Annotated in this window: 14 protein-coding genes; 8 read left to right on the top strand and 6 right to left on the bottom strand. The window is 42.5% G+C overall.

What is annotated here, in order from left to right; all coding sequences use genetic code 11:
• Positions 1-36: 36 nt before the first annotated feature.
• The 5 genes from INP51_RS08155 to INP51_RS08135 all read left to right on the top strand — a co-directional run bounded on the left by INP51_RS08155 (position 37) and on the right by INP51_RS08135 (position 5,752).
• Positions 37-2,226, top strand: coding sequence for a DNA topoisomerase III (locus INP51_RS08155; protein ID WP_193734393.1), 2,190 nt, complete (start codon positions 37-39; stop codon positions 2,224-2,226).
• A gap of 41 nt (positions 2,227-2,267) precedes the next feature.
• On the top strand, positions 2,268-3,278 hold the full coding sequence (asnA, locus tag INP51_RS08150) for an aspartate--ammonia ligase (RefSeq protein WP_193734392.1): 1,011 nt from the start codon (positions 2,268-2,270) through the stop codon (positions 3,276-3,278).
• Positions 3,279-3,352: 74 nt separating this feature from the next.
• A complete protein-coding gene (locus INP51_RS08145) occupies positions 3,353-4,024 on the top strand; it encodes a helix-turn-helix transcriptional regulator (protein WP_193734391.1) in 672 nt (223 codons plus the stop codon).
• A gap of 48 nt (positions 4,025-4,072) precedes the next feature.
• Entirely contained in the window at positions 4,073-4,450 is a 378-nt protein-coding gene (locus INP51_RS08140; RefSeq protein ID WP_193734390.1) for a RidA family protein, read from the top strand.
• Between the two features lie 15 nt (positions 4,451-4,465).
• Positions 4,466-5,752 carry an amidohydrolase family protein gene (locus INP51_RS08135; RefSeq protein ID WP_193734389.1) on the top strand — a complete coding sequence of 429 codons (1,287 nt, stop codon included), beginning with the start codon at positions 4,466-4,468 and terminating at the stop codon, positions 5,750-5,752.
• A gap of 109 nt (positions 5,753-5,861) precedes the next feature.
• On the opposite strand, the gene INP51_RS08130 is transcribed toward INP51_RS08135, so the two are convergent.
• From INP51_RS08130 to INP51_RS08105, 6 genes are all read right to left on the bottom strand, one after another.
• A complete protein-coding gene (locus tag INP51_RS08130) occupies positions 5,862-7,220 on the bottom strand; it encodes a uracil-xanthine permease family protein (RefSeq protein WP_193734388.1) in 1,359 nt (452 codons plus the stop codon).
• Positions 7,221-7,339: 119 nt separating this feature from the next.
• The gene (gene arcC / locus INP51_RS08125) at positions 7,340-8,284 is read right to left on the bottom strand and encodes a carbamate kinase (RefSeq protein WP_193734387.1); all 945 of its coding nucleotides are present in this window, start codon (positions 8,282-8,284) and stop codon (positions 7,340-7,342) included.
• A 23-nt stretch (positions 8,285-8,307) separates the two neighbouring features.
• Positions 8,308-9,501, bottom strand: a complete 1,194-nt coding sequence (gene ygeW, locus INP51_RS08120; protein ID WP_193734386.1) for a knotted carbamoyltransferase YgeW — start codon at positions 9,499-9,501, stop codon at positions 8,308-8,310.
• 97 nt (positions 9,502-9,598) lie between these two features.
• Positions 9,599-10,912, bottom strand: a complete 1,314-nt coding sequence (locus INP51_RS08115; RefSeq protein ID WP_193734385.1) for a YgeY family selenium metabolism-linked hydrolase — start codon at positions 10,910-10,912, stop codon at positions 9,599-9,601.
• A gap of 103 nt (positions 10,913-11,015) precedes the next feature.
• Positions 11,016-12,239, bottom strand: coding sequence for a diaminopropionate ammonia-lyase (dpaL, locus tag INP51_RS08110; RefSeq protein WP_193734384.1), 1,224 nt, complete (start codon positions 12,237-12,239; stop codon positions 11,016-11,018).
• A gap of 55 nt (positions 12,240-12,294) precedes the next feature.
• Positions 12,295-12,957 (bottom strand): helix-turn-helix transcriptional regulator, encoded by a 663-nt coding sequence (locus tag INP51_RS08105; protein ID WP_193737176.1) that lies wholly within the window; start codon positions 12,955-12,957, stop codon positions 12,295-12,297.
• Positions 12,958-13,334: 377 nt separating this feature from the next.
• Here INP51_RS08105 and ssnA point away from each other — a divergent pair, with 377 nt between their 5' ends.
• The 3 genes from ssnA to INP51_RS08090 all read left to right on the top strand — a co-directional run bounded on the left by ssnA (position 13,335) and on the right by INP51_RS08090 (position 19,100).
• Positions 13,335-14,666, top strand: a complete 1,332-nt coding sequence (ssnA, locus tag INP51_RS08100; protein WP_193737175.1) for a putative aminohydrolase SsnA — start codon at positions 13,335-13,337, stop codon at positions 14,664-14,666.
• 29 nt (positions 14,667-14,695) lie between these two features.
• Complete coding sequence (ygfK, locus tag INP51_RS08095) at positions 14,696-17,683, top strand: putative selenate reductase subunit YgfK (RefSeq protein WP_193737174.1); 2,988 nt, start codon at positions 14,696-14,698, stop codon at positions 17,681-17,683.
• Between the two features lie 193 nt (positions 17,684-17,876).
• On the top strand, positions 17,877-19,100 hold the full coding sequence (locus INP51_RS08090) for an ROK family protein (protein WP_193737173.1): 1,224 nt from the start codon (positions 17,877-17,879) through the stop codon (positions 19,098-19,100).
• Positions 19,101-19,140: the final 40 nt, after the last annotated feature.

Genomic DNA, 19,140 nt, shown 5'->3' with positions numbered 1-19,140 from the left:
TGCTATTTTTCGGATATAGAAAGGTATTTAATGTAGATGAAAACATTAGTGATAGCTGAGAAACCGTCGGTAGGGCGTGATATTGCGCGGGTTATGCACTGTTCGAAAAAAGGTGACGGATGTATGGAGGGAAGCCAGTATGTCGTAACATGGGCCCTCGGACATTTGGTGACATTGCAGGATCCGGAAGACTACAATAAGAAATATAAAGAATGGGAGCTTTCTATGCTTCCTATTATGCCTGATAAACTTAAAATCAAAGTGATACCTAAGACAGGGAAACAATATCATGCGATTACAAAGCTTCTCTTTAGAGGGGATATTAATCAGGTAATTATCGCTACGGATGCGGGAAGAGAAGGTGAATTGGTTGCCAGATGGATTCTGGATAAAGCTCATAACCAAAAGCCATGTAAACGACTGTGGATCTCTTCGGTGACAGATAAAGCAATCCAGGAAGGATTTGCCCATCTAAAAGATGCGAGGGAGTATGACAATCTTTATCATGCTGCTGTTTCCAGAGCAGAAGCAGACTGGCTGGTAGGAATCAACTGTACGCGTGCATTGACATGCAAATATAATGCACAACTTTCCTGTGGAAGAGTACAGACACCGACACTTGCCATGATTGAAAAACGGGAAGAAGAGATCCGCTCTTTTACAGCTAAACCGTATTATATGATTTCAGCTGAGGCCGGGCATGTGAAGTATCTCTGGATCGATCAAAAGACCAACAGTGCCAGAACATTTTCGAAAGAAAGAAGCGAATCCATTCAAAGGAAAGCACAAGAGGGCAGTTTGAAGCTTACAAAAGTCGATAAGAAAGAAAAAAAGACGTTTGCACCACTGCTCTATGATCTTACGGAATTGCAGAGAGATGCGAACAATCATTTTGGATATTCGGCAAAACAGACATTAAATATCATGCAGCGTCTGTATGAGACATATAAATTACTTACATATCCCCGAACAGATTCTCGTTATCTGACTGCGGATATTATTCCGACGATTGCGGAACGACTCGAAGCTATATCCGTGGGACCGTATCGAAGTCTGGCATCAAAAGCAAAGCAGACGAAACTTTCGAAAAAAATGTCCTTTGTAAATGATGCCAAAGTTTCGGATCACCATGCGATTATTCCGACTGAGCAATTTGTAGATCTTGCGGCTCTTTCTTCGGAGGAACGGAAAATCTATGATCTTGTAGTTCGCAGATTCTTAAGTGTGTTGTATCCCCCAGTTGTGTATGAGGAGACAATGATCAGTGCAGATCTGGGAGGAGAGATCTTTCAGGCCAGAGGAAAAAGAATGATAAAGATGGGATGGCGTGAGGTTTATGAGTCGGAGGCGACACAGAGCGAAGAGGACACAGATGGATTGAAGGAACAAAATCTGCCGCTCCTTAAGCCAGGAGAAGTCTTTGAGAATCCTGTTATCCGTGTGCAGGCGCAAAAGACAAAGCCGCCCAGGCGTTTTACAGAGGCAACCCTGCTTAGCGCCATGGAAAATCCGGTTCGTTATATGGAATCAATGAATACGAAGATGGCAAAGACTCTGGGAGAAACCGGAGGACTGGGAACTGTCGCGACCAGAGCAGATATTATTGAAAAATTGTTCAACACATTTCTGCTGGAGAAAAAGGAAAATGAGATTATACTCACAAGTAAAGCAAAGCAGCTCCTGAGATTGGTCCCTTTGGATCTGAAGAGGCCGGAACTCACCGCCAGCTGGGAGATGAAACTTTCTGCAATCGCTGGCGGAGATCTCAAAAGTTACAAGTTTACGGACGAAATCAGGAATTATACAAAGGATCTTGTAAACCAAATCAAGGAAGAGGAGGGAAGTTATCACCATGATAATCTGACGAATAAAAAGTGTCCAAACTGCGGAAAACGCCTCCTTTCCGTGAAAGGAAAGAATTCAAAACTCCTTGTCTGTCAGGATCGAAATTGTGGATACCGGGAAGTTATCTCGCGTACTTCGAATGCAAGATGTCCTGTCTGTCATAAGAAGATGGAATTGTACGGAAATGGTGAAGATGCAACATTTATCTGTATATGCGGTCATAAAGAAAGATTGGATAAATTTAAGGAGCGAAGGAAAAAAGAAGGCGGTGGTGTGTCCAAAAAGGATGTTGCACAATATATGAAAGCACAGAAGAGGGAAGCACAAGAACCAGTTAACAATGCATTTGCAGATGCATTGAAGGGGATACATCTGAACTAAAATCCTTTTTGTTTTTATTAAAATATGGAAGAGGTAAGAATATGGTAGAAATAATAGTTCCACAGGAATACGCATCGGCTCTTAGTCTACATGAGACTCAGGCTGCGATTAAGACCGTAAAAGATTTTTTTCAACAGGAACTTGTAAAACGCCTGAATCTGCTTCGAGTTACAGCACCACTTTTTGTGCGGCCGGAGACGGGTCTCAATGATAATCTAAACGGAGTTGAAAGACCTGTGGAATTCGAAATCAGGAATGCGGATCATGCTTATGCCCAGATCGTACATTCTCTGGCAAAATGGAAGCGCTATGCATTGAAAAAATATGGATTCAAACCAGGTGAGGGATTGTATACGGACATGAATGCGATTCGAAGGGACGAGGAACTGGACAACATCCATTCTATTTACGTAGATCAGTGGGACTGGGAAAGAATCATAACCAGGCAGGACAGAAATATAGACACATTAAAGGGTACGGTGAAACAGATCTATAAAACGCTGAAACATACGGAAAAATATATGAGTATTCAGTACGATTACATTACAGAATTCCTGCCAGAGGATATCTTTTTTATCACATCACAGGAACTTTTTGATCGCTATCCGGATCTTTCTCCAAAAGAGAGAGAATATCAGATTGTGAAGGAAAAAGGTGCAGTTTTTCTTATGCAGATTGGTGATAAGCTTTCTTCTGGAAAACCGCATGACGGTCGGGCTCCGGACTATGACGACTGGAGACTGAACGGAGATATTATCGTATACTACCCTGTCCTTGATATCGCACTTGAGCTGTCATCAATGGGAATTCGTGTTGATGCGAAAAGTCTGAAAGAACAGCTTGATAAAAGCAGCTGCCAGGAGCGGGCAGATCTTGACTTTCAAAAGGCAGTCCTTAATGACCGTCTTCCGCTCACGATTGGCGGCGGAATTGGACAGTCCCGAATCTGTATGTTTTTCCTGAGAAAGGCACATATCGGGGAGGTGCAGTGTTCGGTATGGCCAAAAGAGACTCTTAAAGTTGCGAATTCCTGTGGAATTCAGCTTTTGTGATAAAAAGTTTTCATATTATTGATAATACATTATCGCTATGGTATACTAGAAAAGTAGAAGAAAGGACGGCTGACATGCATCAGGAATTAAAACATTATGTAGCGATAGTAGAATTCTTGGGAAAAGCTCTGGGAAAACAGTATGAGATTGTACTCCATGATTTCACGGATCCGGCACATGCTGTTGTGGCGATTGCCAATGGTTTTCAAAGTGGAAGAACTGTCGGTTCTCCGATGACAAATCTCGCAATGAGGATGATGCAAGACGATACTGCAGCGCATGGACATGGAAAAAATTACATAGTTCAGCATGAGGCTTCCGGAAAAGATGGAAAACCTTTTACTTCTTCGACTATGTTGATCCGTGATAAATCCGGATCAGCGATCGGTGCTCTCTGCGTGAATTTCAACGTAGAGGTATTTATGGAATTAAAGAGTTTTATCGACAGTATTGGACTAGGTGAGGATAAACCGGCGAATCAGCCGGGAGCGATTCACTATGAAGGAGAAGTTCTCTCAGATGCCGGCAATTCTGCTTTGAAGAGTATATATCATACTGTGATGGACAAATATCTTAATGTTGATATTTCTTCTCAGCAGAAAAAGCAGGAGATTATCAATGAATTTTATGCAGAGGGAGCATTTCTGCTGAAAGGCAGTGTATGTTTCATCGCCGATAAAATGGCGATGAGTGAGCCGACCGTCTACCGTTATCTTGCCAAGGCTAAACAACAGCTGAAAGCATAGATCATAAAATTAGATTACTGTCCCAAAAGGACACAAAGGAGATTAATTATGGCAAAAGAAATTATTAACACAAAAGAAGCACCCGCGGCAATTGGGCCTTATGTACAGGCTGTGAAATGCAATGGTATTCTATTTATTTCCGGACAACTTGGTATTGATGCAAAAACAGGAGATCTTCCGGAAAGCGTAGAAGAGCAGGCAAAGAATTCTCTTAAGAATCTTGACGCAATCATGAAGGAAGCCAAAACAGACAAATCAAAAGTTCTTAAGACAACTATCTTCCTTGCAGATATGGGAGATTTCGCAAAAGTTAATGAGCTTTACGGCGATTATTTTGAAGGAAATAATCCGGCGCGTTCCTGTTTTGCAGTTGCCGGTCTTCCAAAAGGCGGAAAAGTAGAGATTGAGTGTATGGTTGAGGTTTGACATTGAGGTGATGGGATGGAACAAAAACAAGAGGAAGCCAGAATTCTGAAGGGTGATATCTGTTACAGTACTGACAAGCATACGCTTAAAACATATGCTGACAGTTATCTAATCCTGGAGGGAGGGCTTGTAAAAGGGGTTTTTCATGAAATACCAGAACAGTATCGAGGTGCATGGATGGAGGACTGTACCGGACATCTGATTATTCCGGGACTTACTGATCTGCATGTGCATGCTCCACAGTATGCATTTCGTGGGCTGAAGATGGATCTGGAGCTGCTTGACTGGTTGGATACCAATACATTTCCGGAGGAGAGTAAATATAAGGATCTCGACTATGCCAGGAAGGCTTATAATATCTTTACAGATGATCTGAAACGGAGTGGAACTACGAGAGCCAGCGTTTTTGCGACGATTCATATTCCGGCGACCGAACTTCTGATGCAGCTTCTAAGTGATGCAGGTATCAGTGCTTATGTCGGAAAAGTAAATATGGATCGGAATAGTCCGGATTATCTCTGCGAAGAAAGTGCCATGAAATCAGCCATGGACACAGCCGAATGGCTTTCAAAGACGCAGGATGCTTATCCGCATGTGAAGCCGATTTTGACGCCCAGATTTATTCCAAGCTGTACGGATGAACTTATGAGTATGTTGTCGAGAATTCAAAAGGAGTTTCATGTTCCTGTTCAGTCGCATCTGTCTGAAAATTTAAGTGAGATAGACTGGGTAAAGGAATTGATGCCGGAGTCAAAATTCTACGGAGATGCTTATAACCGATTTGATTTGTTTGGCGGTGACGTGCCCACTATTATGGCTCATTGCGTGCATTCTTCTCCGGAAGAAATAAAACTGATGAAAGAAAAAGGTGTTTTTATCGCCCATTGTCCTCAGTCGAATGAAAATCTGACTTCCGGAGCTGCACCTGTCCGTCTTTATCTTGATGAAGACATGAATATCGGTCTTGGAACTGATGTCGCTGGAGGTGCGAATTTGTCGATTTTTCGTGCAATGACGGATGCCATTCAAGTCTCGAAGCTTCGCTTTCGGCTTCTTGGTAATCAGCTGAAACCGATCACCATGGAGGAAGCTTTCTTTATGGGTACAAAGGGCGGAGGCAGCTTTTTCGGAAAAGTGGGAAGTTTTGAAGAAGGATATGAGGGAGATCTTCTGGTTCTGGATGAGAGTAAAATTCCTCATCCACAGGAACTGAATCTGAAAGATCGACTGGAAAGGTTCCTTTATTTGTCTGGTGACGAGGGAGTCGTTCACAAATATATATCCGGAAGAAAATTGTTTTAAACTGTTCTGTTATGCAGAAGGTTTATAAGTAGAACTATAAAAAAGAGAGATCCAGGAATTTAACCATTCTTGGATCTCTCTTTTTTTTGAATATTACGATTGTATTTATTTATTCTTTCGATTCGTCTGCCTTATGATCCTCTTTTGGAATAATGATATTGAGCAGTACAGCCACAATCGTGGCGATTACGACTGGAGATTTTCCGAATACCGTGGTAACCCATGCAGGAAATGCAGCCAGGGAACCATTTACTTCAGAGATACCAACACCGAGTGCTGCTGAGAGCCCTACGATGGAAGTGCTTCGATAATCCATCCCGGATCCTGCGACTAACTTCATTCCAGTCATTGCGATAGAAGCAAAGACACCGATAGTAGCACCCCCCAGTACGCAATAAGGTACCGTAGTGAGAACTGCCGAGAACTTTGGAATAATTCCTGCAATGAGAAGTATCAGTGCAGAGATACCCAGTACGCAGCGATTGACAACCTTTGTTGTAGTTACAATGCCGACATTCTGGCCATAAGGATTTGATGGGAGACATCCGAAAAGAGCGGAGATCATATTCGTAATTCCAAATCCTACGATACCCCCTTGTAACTCCTTGTCAGTAGGCTCACGATCAAGTCCTCCGGATGTCACGGCTGAGAAGTCTCCAAGCGCCTGAATCGAGTTAATCAGGAATAAGACACTGAATGCAAAACAGGCCGAGAACTCGAATTCCGGTTTAATTGGCAGAAAGTGCGGAAGCTGAAAAGCACTGGCCTGTCCGATGCTTGTAAAATCAACCATGCCAAAAAAGTATGCGATAATATACCCTGCAACAACACCGATCAATATGGATGCAAGTTTCCACACGCCTTTACCGAAATGATTTAACAGTGTGACGACAGCAAGCGTGATTAAAGCTACGAGCCAATTTTGCCAGGAACCAAAATCTTTGCTTCCATTTCCGCCCGCCATATATGCAACGGCTGTAGGATACAGAGAAAGTCCAATGGTAAATACAACAGTTCCCGTTACAATTGGCGGAAAGAATTTGCGTATCCTTTTCATGAGAAAACCGGCAATAATGGCGATAAAGCCGCCTACCAGCTGACCGCCGAGAACAGTCCCGATGCCCGATTCAGAAGCAATTGACTGCATCGTTGGAACATAGGCAAAACTGACCCCCAAAATCACGGGAAGACCTGATCCTAATTGAATCTTATGCCCAAACAAATGAATCGGGAACAACTGCAGAAGAGTTGACACCGCTGAAAAAACAAGTGCGGCCTGAATTAGAATTACCTGTGTTTCGTTGGAAACGCCGGCTGACGAGCTGACAATTATTACCGGTGTAATACACCCGACGATCATAGCGATTACATGCTGTAAGGCCAGAGGCAGGGCTTGTGAAAATTTGGGAACTCCCTCCATTTCAAAGAGTGATGCGTTTTTCTTAAACTTTTGTGTAGTTTCAGTCATTATTCTCTCTCTTTCCAGTTTGAAAATTACAAAAGGCATGACAGACTTGGCCTGTGGAACACAAATTCCACAGCCATACCTGTCATGCCAGAATAGAAACATCCGCATTCTAAGATATTTTACTGATGAATACGGGTTCCTGTTTCTCCAAGGATGCCTTTTTTTGCTTTCTCCAACAGAGTAATTAAAGCGGTTCTGCCTGGCTTTGATTCAGCAAAAGTAACAGCTGCCTGTACTTTTGGGAGCATAGATCCAGGAGCAAATTGTCCCTGATCTATATAGTTCTTTGCTGTACCACAATCGAGGTCATCCAGCCATTTCTCTTCCGGCTTTCCGAAGTTAATTGCAACTTTTTCTACTGCGGTCAGTATGATCAGAAAGTCTGCATCAAGTTGCTCTGCAAGAAGTTCACTTGCAAAATCTTTGTCAATTACTGCACTTGCTCCCCTTAGATGGTTTCCTTCACGAGTTACGGGGATTCCACCGCCGCCGCAGGCGATAACAAGCTGTCCTGATTCCATCAGAGAACGAATAGCATCGATCTCAATAATCTCTGCTGGTTTGGGAGAGGCTACCACACGGCGATAACCACGCCCGGAATCTTCTTTCATCACATAATCATAATTCTTCTCTGCATGATCAGCTTCTTCCTTTGTCATAAAATGTCCAATAGGTTTGGACGGATTGGAAAAAGCAGAGTCGTCTTTATCTACACGAACCTGGGTGATCATAGTTGAAACCGGCATATTTTTAATATTACGGTTGTACAGTTCTTCTCTCAGTGCGTTTTGCAGATCGTAGCCAATATAGGCCTGGCTCATAGCAACACAAACTGAGAGAGGAGTGTTGGGCTGTTCTGGATTCTCTCTGGAGAGCGCCGCCATGGCATTGTTAATCATGCCAACTTGAGGACCGTTGCCATGTACGACAACGACCTCACACCCTTCTTCGATCAGATCCACAATTGCTTTGGCTGTGGTCTTAACGGCTGCCATCTGCTCCGGAAGAGTATTGCCGAGGGCATTTCCTCCAAGAGCAATGACGATACGCTTCTTATCTTTCATATTATTCACCTTATTATTCTGTTTTATTTAAAAATCCTGGGAGTTTTCTGTTCTTCCAATTTCTTGAGTACTTCCTGTGGGTTTTCAAATTTACTTAAGAAAATCATGGCTGCAATCACATAGGGTTTGTAGCTTGCTTCTTTGTAAAGAGGATCACGATACCGATCGAATACGGAAGCTTCGACTTCACCTTCTTCACAGCTGACACCATTGATATCGGCCGGCAGGCAGTGGAGGTAGAGCGCTTTGCCGTCTTTTGTAGTTTTCATCAGATCTTCTGTACAGCACCAGTCTTTGTGCTCTGCGTTCTGTGCGAGAAGTTTCTTTTCCAGTTCATCAATACCGGCCTGATCACCTTTGGAATAAAGATCTGTACGAGTTTCCATAGCAGCAAATGGAGCCCAGCTCTTTGGATAAACGATATCAGCATCCTGGAAAGCATCTTTCATATCGTGAGATACACGGAAAGATCCGCCGGATTTGCTGGCATTCTTTTTAGCAACTTCCTCAACCTCAGGCATGATTTCATATCCTTCGGGATGAGCCAGGACAACATCCATTCCCATACGGGTCATAAGACCTACGACACCCTGCGGAACGGAGAGTGGTTTGCCATAAGAAGGAGAGTAAGCCCATGACATAGCAAGTTTTTTGCCCTTGAGATTCTCAACTCCACCAAAATGATGGATGATATGAAGCATATCAGCCATACACTGTGTTGGATGGTCAATATCACACTGCAGACTTACAAGAGTCGGGCGCTGCTCAAGAATTCCGTCGGCGTGACCTTGTTTTACTGCATCAGAAACTTCATGCATATATGCATTACCTTTTCCGATATACATATCATCGCGGATACCAATAACATCAGCCATAAAGGAAATCATATTTGCTGTCTCACGTACTGTTTCACCATGGGCAACCTGAGATTTTCCTTCATCCAGATCTTGTACTTCAAGGCCAAGCAGGTTACAGGCCGAAGCAAAAGAGAAACGTGTTCTCGTGGAGTTATCACGAAAAAGTGATATTCCAAGACCACTTTCAAATACCTTAGTGGAGATGTTGTTTTCGCGCATAAAGCGGAATGCATCTGCAATCGTCCATACAGCTTCCAGTTCATCATCTGTCTTTTCCCATGTCAGGAAAAAATCATTCTCGTACATTTCTTTAAAATTCAGTTTGTTCAGTTTGTCAATGTAATCTTGCAATGTTTTCATATAAAATCTCCTTTAAATATATTTATTGCTAGTAAAAGGGTCACGACTTTTGATATAGAATATAAGTTATGACCCTTTGACCAAGGTACTGTATTAATTACTTATCGAAATAGAATGTTGGAAGTGCAGCGTAAACAGATGCACAAGTTACAAGATCCTGTTTCCATGTGATTTCATTCGGAGCATGTGCCTGAGCCTCAGCACCAGGTCCAAATCCGATGCAGGGAATATTATTTCTTCCCATGATTGTCACACCATTCGTAGAGAATGTCCATTTGTCTGTAAGCGGACGATCAACTCTGGAATCGATAGTTTCTTCAGAACCGATACGTTTTTCACCATACAGTGATTTATAAGTCTCTTCCATAGCCTTGGTTACCTTGTGGTCTTGTGGAATTACCCATGTCGGGAAATAGCACTCGATGGGATATGTCAGCCCTTTATAGGAAGGACGTGCGTACTCATACATGGACACTTTGATATCATCTCCATATTTCTTAACGCTTGGAAGATTGCGGATTTCCTCCAGACAACTCTCCCAGGTCTCACCGGCTGTCATACGACGGTCAAGAGAAACAGAGCAGGAGTCTGCAACTGCACAGCGGCTTGGAGATGTGAAGAAGATCTCGGATGTAGTGACAGTTCCACGTCCCAGGAAGTTTGCTTCTTTGTACTGTGGGTTGTATTTTTCATCGAGCATCTTAACAAGGCCCTTGACTTCTTTGTCATCAGCAGCATCATTTTCATTCAATGCACGTACATCCTGAAGAATATCGGCCATCTTATAGATTGCGTTGTCTCCTCGTTCCGGAGCTGAACCATGGCAGGATACACCCTTTGCATCAATACGGATCTCCATACGTCCGCGCTGTCCGCGGTAGATTCCGCCGTCTGTAGGCTCTGTCGAGACAACAAACTCCGGACGAATCTTGTCTTCGTGAATGATATACTGCCAGCAGAGTCCGTCACAGTCCTCTTCCTGAACAGTACCTGTGACAAGAACCGTATACTCATCATTCAATAATCCAAGATCTTTCATGATTCTTGCACCGTATACAGCAGATACAATTCCGCCCAGCTGATCAGATACACCACGTCCGCCGATTTCAGTTTCACTTTCGAATCCTTCATAAGGATCAAAGTCCCAGTTTTTCTTATTGCCAATGCCGACAGTGTCAATATGAGCGTCAAATGCGATCAGGGTTTTACCTGTTCCCATGAATCCCAGGACATTTCCCATGGGATCAATTTCGACCTTGTTGAAGTCCAGTTTACGCATTTCTTCGGCGATTCTCTCTGCATGATCTTTTTCGCCGGCACTCTCTCCTGGAAATTTTACGATATCACGCAAAAATTTCGTCATATCAGCCTGATAATTCTGGGCAACTTCTTTTATTTTGTTTAAATCCATTTTGTTACCTCCTCAATTGATTAATCTTAAGTCAATAGATTCTATTACAAATCACATAAATATGTGTTTCGTACATCTGTGAATTCAAAATTTGAACCCTGTATCAGTCAAAAAAGTGGTCGTTTTTACCATCCCAGACGATTTCTTTGTAGCGGTCGGGATCTGTATCACCTTCCGTAGAGAACAGAAGAACCTTAGAATTCTCATCAAGACCGATGGCAGCTCTTAATTCTTTATATTCATTCATCATCATGACTGATGCCAGTGTTCCGAACGGTGCGGCACCGGATTCTCCCGAAACCACCTGTGGATCTCCTTTGACAGGAGCGGAAAGCATACGCATGCCTTTTTCAGCAGCCCAGTCGGGAGAGGAGATAAATACTTTCACATGGTTTTTCAGAATGTCCCATGAAATTGTATTCGGTTCACCACATGCAAGTCCCGCCATGATTGTGAGCATATCGCCGCCCACTTTGCGAAGTTCTCCGTCTGCGGCTTTGGCACCCTTATATAAGCAGGCGGCAGGGGCAGCTTCGACAACGACAACTGTCGGCGGATTATCCGGATAACGATTTGCAAAATATCCCTGAACAGCACCAGCCAGTGATCCTACGCCGGCCTGAACAAATACGTGTGTCGGACGGTCACAGCCATAAGAGGCAAGCTGTTCGTCGGCCTCCATAGCCATGGTTCCATATCCCTGCATGATCCAGGATGGAATCTCTTCATAGCCATCCCATGCGGTATCTTGAACGACAACACCATTCTCCACTTTGGAAGCGGCATCTGCGGCCATGCGCACACACTCATCATAATTTACTTCTTCGATCGTCGCTGCTGCACCCTCATTAAGGATGTGCTGCAGACGTGTCTTTGTAGAACCTTTTGGCATATAGACAACTGCTTTTTGACCGAGACGATGGGCCGCCCATGCAACTCCTCGGCCATGATTTCCGTCAGTAGCAGTAAAGAATGTAGCCTGTCCGAACTCCTCTCGAAGAGCATCTGAAGTCAGTACGTTAAAGGGAAGTTCAGAGACATCACGGCCGGTTTTTTTTGCAATATATCGAGCCATGGAAAAAGAACCGCCCAGGACTTTGAATGCATTGAGACCAAACCGATAGGACTCATCTTTTACATAAATTTCTTTTAACCCAAGATAATCAGCCATACCATTTAATTTTGCCAAAGGCGTTGGTTTATATCCTGGTATGGACTCATGAAACTCTCTTGCCTTTTTTACTGCCTCCAGAGACATGACTGGAAGATTTTTGTCTTCACTTTTTGGCATGTGGTTTTCAACCCACAGAATCTTTTCCTGATTCATTTGTAAAACCTCCTTATAAAATTGATGGTTTCGACCGGTAAAAGCAGTATTGCCTTTATCTGGCATCTTCATTTTTTTTGTTGCTTTCGCTGATGTAGCTGTAGAGAGTGAATTTTGAGATTCCAAAATATTTTGAAATCTTGTCACCGGACTTGGTGATCAGTAAGGCTCCCGCATCATTTAAGAATGAAATTGCTTCTACTTTTTCATCTTTATTCATAAGAGCAGCCGGTTTGCCTATCAGCTCAACAGATTCCTGAATGAGAGAATCAAGCAGATCATTGACATTGTGGACGATTGGATCCGGTGAATGATGTCTGGCGCCTTGCGACTCCGTTTCAACGATGTTTTTGACCGCGTTTTCAACGGTCATCAACGATGTGATATCATAGTTAATTGAAAAGATGTACATAATCTCTCCACCATCTTTATTTCTGATGTACATCGTACTTGATTTTAGAATTCGACCGTTAGAAGTCCGAGTCAGGTAACTTAAATGATCTTTTACTTTTTCCGGTTTTTTATTCATGGTTTCTAAGACAACCTTTGAAGGACCATCACCGATCTTGCGGTTTGTGATCTGCCCATTGACAATAAAGACAATGGAATGATCAAGATCATGCTTTGCGAGATCGTGAATGACAATTTCACAGTCCGGTCCAAACTGTTTTGCCACTCCCTTTGCAATCTGTGTAAGTATTTCCAGTGTATAAGTCATAATATCTCCTGATCACCTAATTAAAATTTAGATTTCCGGTTCCATCTGACCCCATCATAGCATCACAGAACGAAAAAATCAATAGGGAAATACAAAAAAATTTAGGCTGCCTTAAAAATATTACTATGAAGCTTGCAAATGCTTAAATAACATGATAAAATTAGTACATACAGACTTCTATCCTACTTGTTATGAAAGATTTAAATATGTTCTAATTGTATGAAGAATTCGGATAAAAAGAACTTTTTCAACATTAGCAGTGCAGAATCAGCATCTAATAAATATTTAGCTTGACACCTACAAGCGAAGGAAGAAGACTTAAGGTGCAACAATCAAAAGATATTGGCAAGGGAATGAAAGTAAAGGAGAAAAGGTATATGTTATTAATTGGAAACGGACGTCTGGTAACCAGAGATCCAGAGAATCCTTTTATCACGGATGGAGCGGTGGTTACACAGGACAATGTGATTAAAGATGTGGGTACCACAAAAGAAATGAAGAAACTGTATCCTGACGCAGAGTTTGTGGATGCAAAGGGCAAAGTGATTATGCCTGCATTTATTAACATGCATGAGCATATTTACAGTGCGATGGCAAGAGGCCTTTCAATTAATGGCTATCATCCGCATGGACTCATCGGTATTTTAGATGGGCAATGGTGGAAGATTGACCGGAATCTGACCAATGAAGCTACGAGACAGAGTGCAAGAGTAACATATCTGGATTCTATTAAAAACGGGGTGACCACAGTCTTCGACCATCATGCAAGCTTTGGCGAAATTCACGACAGTTTATTCGCCATAGGAGATGCTGCAGAGGAACTTGGCGTGAGAACATGTCTTTGTTATGAAATTTCAGATCGGGATGGCATGGAAAAATCTCATGAAGCAGTAAAAGAAAATGCTGCATGGATCAAACATGCTCTCGCTGATGATTCTGACATGGTTGCAGGAATGATGGGAATGCATGCTCAATTTACAATCTCTGATGAGACCTTCGAACTGGCTGCTGAGAATAAACCGGATGAGGTTGGTTATCATATCCATGTTGCAGAAGGTATCGAGGATCTGCATGACTGTCTGAAAAAACACGGCAAGAGAATTGTTGATCGTCTGATGGACTTTAATATCCTTGGTGAGAAAACACTTTTGGCGCACTGCATCTATATTAATCCTCATGAGATGGATCTGATCCGGGATACAAACACCATGGTAGTTCATAATCCGGAGTCCAATATGGGAAATGCAGCCGGGTGCCCTCCTACGATGGAACTTGTTCACAAGGGTATCTTAACAGGACTTGGAACAGATGGATACACTCAGGATATGATAGAATCATATAAAGTTGCCAACATTCTTCATAAACATCATCTCTGTGATCCGAATGCAGCGTGGAGTGAAGTTCCGCAGATGCTGTTTGAGGGAAATCCCAGGATGGCGGGCAGGTATTTCGGGAAACCTCTGGGTATACTGAAAAAGGGAGCTGCTGCAGATGTTATTGTTATGGACTACATTCCAAGGACTCCTTTGAATGCCGATAATATCAATGGTCATATATTATTTGGCATGAACGGAAACAATGTCGTGACTACTGTCTGCAACGGAAAGGTGTTGATGAAAGACCGTGAGATGATGGGTATCGATGAAGAAAAGATTTTATTTGAATCCAGAGAAGAAGCGAAGAAACTCTGGGCACGTGTTAACGCTTAAGGGTATATAAAAAACAGGAGGATTAGAGAATGGGTGATAAGATGACTCCAATTCCATTTAATAAACTGATGGATTGGATTTTTGAGGAACATGAAAAGGGAACGGTTTTTGGCCTTCGCAGGCCATATATCGCAAACCCAAAACGTTATTACGAGATATTTGGAAAGAAACTGGAAACCCCCATGGGACCAGCAGCAGGTCCTAATACACAGCTGGCCCAAAACATAGTTGCTTCTTATTATGGCGGAGCCCGTTTCTTTGAACTGAAAACAGTTCAGAAAATTGACGGAGAAGATCTTGTAGTTGAGAAACCATGTATTGCAGCAAATGACGAATGTTATAATTCAGAGTGGTCCACGGAACTTTATGTTTCCCAGGCTTTTGATGAATATGTGAAAGCGTGGTTTGCACTTAAAGTGATTGCCACAGAGTTTGGACTGGGAGCACCGGATGGTTTTCAGTTTAATATGTCCGTGGGATATGATCTGGAAGGCATTAAGCTGCCAAAGATTGACCGTTTTATCGAAGGAATGAAAGATGCCTCCGACACAAAAATATTTAAGGAATGTAAGGAATGGCTCGCCAAAAATATGGGCAAATTCAAGAAGTTTTCTGTCCATGATCTGGATGCCATTGGTCCGCAGATAACTGATTCAGCAACGCTTTCGACTTTACATGGATGTCCTCCTCAGGAAATCGAAAGAATTGCAAATTATCTTCTCACAGAGAAGAAGGTGAATACCTTTGTCAAGTGTAATCCGACTCTTTTGGGTTATGATTATGCGAGAAAGACGATGGATGAGATGGGATATGATTATGTAGCATTCGATGATCATCATTTTAAAGAAGACCTTCAATATGAGGAAGCAATCCCGATGCTGCACAGACTTCAGGAACTTGGTGAAGAGAGGGGACTGGAGTTTGGGGTTAAAATCACAAATACATTCCCGGTGGATATTACTCGCCAGGAGCTTCCGGGTGATGAGATGTATATGTCCGGAAAATCTCTTTTTGCATTATCTATGTCGGTAGCCAGAAATCTTTCGAGGGATTTTGACGGCAGTCTGCGCATTTCTTTTTCAGGCGGTGCAGATGCTTTTAACATCAACGAAATTGTTGATGCAGGTATCTGGCCGGTTACAATGGCCACCACATTATTAAAGCCAGGCGGATATGAGAGGTTTGATCAGATAGCAAAGAATCTGGAAAAACTGCAGGTGAAGTCCTTTCGTGGTGTCGATGTAGAGAAGACAGCGGCGATTGTTGAGTCTGCAAAGCAAGATTGTCATTATGTAAAACCGATAAAGCCCCTACCTTCGAGAAAATCCAGAAAGCAAGTTCCACTTGTGGACTGTTTTATGGCTCCCTGTGAGGAACAATGCCCGATACATCAGGATATTACTTCCTATTTGAAATTGGTTCAGGAAGGAAAGATGGAAGAGGCGTTGGAAGTTATCATAGACAAGAACCCGCTTCCGTTCATTACTGGTACGATCTGTGCACATACCTGTATGAATAAATGTACACGTAATTTCTACGAGACTTCGGTGAATATTCGTAAAGTCAAATTAGAAGCAGCAAAAGGCGGTTATGATGAACTGATAAAGAAACTGAAAAAGCCTGAGATTACTTCTGATAAGACGGCTGTTATCGTTGGCGGAGGACCAGCTGGTCTCGCAGCAGGATATTTTCTGGCAAGAGGAGGAATTCAGGCTACGATCATCGAAAAGAAAGAGAAGATGGGCGGCGTGCCCCGCAACTCAATCTCAGGATTTCGTATGAATGATGAAGATATTGACAAAGATGTATCCCTCGTAAAAGCCATGGGAGTTAACTTTGTAAATAACACAACAGTGACAGATATCGATGAACTTAAGAAAGAATACGACTATGTCATTCTCTCTGTTGGGGCTTCTGAAAAGAATACACTGGTCCTGGACGGTAAAGAGACATATGACGGAATTGAGTTCCTTGAAGATTTCAATCAAACTTCAGGACACGTAAATCTGGGTAAAAATGTTGCTGTTATCGGCGGCGGAAATACTGCAATGGATGTTGCCAGAGCATCTAAGAGGAATGAAGGAGTAGAAAAGGTATCACTTGTTTATCGCAGAACAAAGCGTTACATGCCAGCAGACGAGGAAGAACTTTTGATGGTAATCGAAGATGGCATTGATTTTGCAGAATTGTTGAGCCCGGTGAAAATGGAAGACGGACAGTTGATCTGTAAAAAGATGAAACTCGGCGATTATGATGACAGCGGCCGTCGTAGTGTTTATGAAACACAAGAGACTGTTAAGATTCCGGCAGATACCGTAATCTCTGCCGTTGGCGAGAAAGTTCCGGCTAAATTCTATAAAGAAAATCATATTGAACTGAACGAAAGGGGCCGTGTGCTCGTTAATCCGGAGACAATGGAAACTTCTGTACCTGGAGTATATGTAGCTGGAGACTGCGTATTTGGTCCGGCTACAATTGTTGAGGGAATCCGTGACGGAAAAATGGCCGCCGAGGCTATTCTGGGTAAAAAGTTTGATCATGAGTTTGCAACAATGACACCTTCTGAAATAGTTTACGGAAGAAAAGGGAACCTAAATGAAGAGTCTCCCGAAATTACGGATGGTACTCGCTGTCTCTCCTGCAACAGCATCTGTGAGAGTTGCGTGGAAGTATGTCCGAACCGTGCAAATATCTCGATTGAAGTTCCGGGAATGAAAAAACACCAGATTATTCATGTAGACTATATGTGCAATGAATGTGGAAACTGTAAAACGTTCTGTCCATATGACAGTGCTCCATACTTGGATAAGTTTACTTTGTTTGCGACACAGGAAGATATGGAAAACAGCAAAAACCATGGTTTCCTTGTTGTAAACAAAGAAACCGGAGAATGTAAAGTTCGAATTGCCGGACAGATTTCCGATTATAAAGTGGGAACAGATTCACCGTCCGTTCCGGAGGGACTTCGCGGGATGATCGACACCGTCGTGAAATCATACGCATATATGTTCGTTTAGTACCGACCGGAGCGAAGATACGTGAGCACAAAGTGCGGAGTAATCCGTGTATCATAACATTACAAGAAAAATGAAACGTTGAATAAAAATATGGGACTGTCACATTAGCTGTGCGACAGTCCCATATTTTTATTCAAATATTTCGGAATTCATATAGAATTGATAAGTAAAACAATGTATACTATAACTTAGCATGATGACAGAAGAGATGATGCATAAAGTACCAAAGAAGGATGAAAAAGGTGAGAGGATGAGAAAAAAAGGTGAGAATAGTCGTATCTCCAGTAAGCATAACAGAGGATTAATATTAAAATTGATTGCCACAGGACAATGTCACTCTAGAATTGAGCTGGCCAGGGAGACAGAGTTGACAAAAATGACGATAACGAATATTATATCCGAGTTTCGTCAGCAAAACATAATCGTGGAAGCGGAAGAACTTCAAAACGATGTGCGTGGAAGAAATCCTATCACATTAGAAATCAATAAAAAGGCTCCTAAAGTCCTTGGCATACTGGTTGATGCAACATATTGTGAGGCAATATTGTGCGATCTAAAACTTCATACGATCAGGAGAAAAAGAATCAATTATGCAGATGATCTGAATGCCGAAAAACTGGTAGAGGATGTGATCGAGCTGATTGATGCCATGATTGAGGTTGAAGCCAATCTTATAGGGATAGGTATCGCATCAATTGGCCCAGTTAACATTAACAGAGGGGAAATTTTGAATCCTTCGAATTTCTATGGAATCAAAAATGTAATGCTGGCAGACAGACTGAGACAAAGATATTCATATCCAATAGTCATGGATTCTGTGGCAAATAGCTCCGCTTTAGTTGAGGCGTTATTCGGTGCGGGGAAAGAAGAACATGATTTTATCTATCTCGGCCTGGGTGATAGGATTGGCTCGGGTGTAATCAGTCAGGGAGAGCTCTTTCGCAACAGCAAAGGATATGCCCCGGAAATCGGTCATGTATGTATACGTCCTCAGGGTGCACTGTGTACCTGTGGGAACAGAGGATGCCTCCAAAGTTATGCAAGTGCTCAGGCTGTTCTTAAAAAGCTGAAAACGGAAACGAAAAAAGATCTGACATTTAGAGAGTATTGTGAGATGTCTTCTGATGAAAAAGTGGATAAAATCCTACATCAACTAATGGATGATCTTTTGATTGCAATCGTGAGCAGTATTAATATACTACATCCGGTATCGGTTATCCTCGGTGATCAGGGGACTTACATTCCACAAAAGTATTTAAAATACCTGGAGAATCAAATCAATACTCATAAATTTGTTCAGGGATATACAAGTATTCGGGTAAAACACTCCAGCTTCAGATCAGACGTAACAGTTTTTGGGGCGGCATGCAATGTAATCATGGACCTGTTTACAGGCGAAATTGAACTGCCATTTTAGAAGAACATGCCTCAAAGCTTGACTATAATGGTACAGCATG

Origin of the sequence: Blautia liquoris (genome assembly GCF_015159595.1) — a bacterium.
Classification (GTDB): domain Bacteria; phylum Bacillota; class Clostridia; order Lachnospirales; family Lachnospiraceae; genus Novisyntrophococcus; species Novisyntrophococcus liquoris.
Note: the sequence above shows the minus strand (reverse complement) of the source record. Positions and strands in the feature narration are given on the sequence as shown.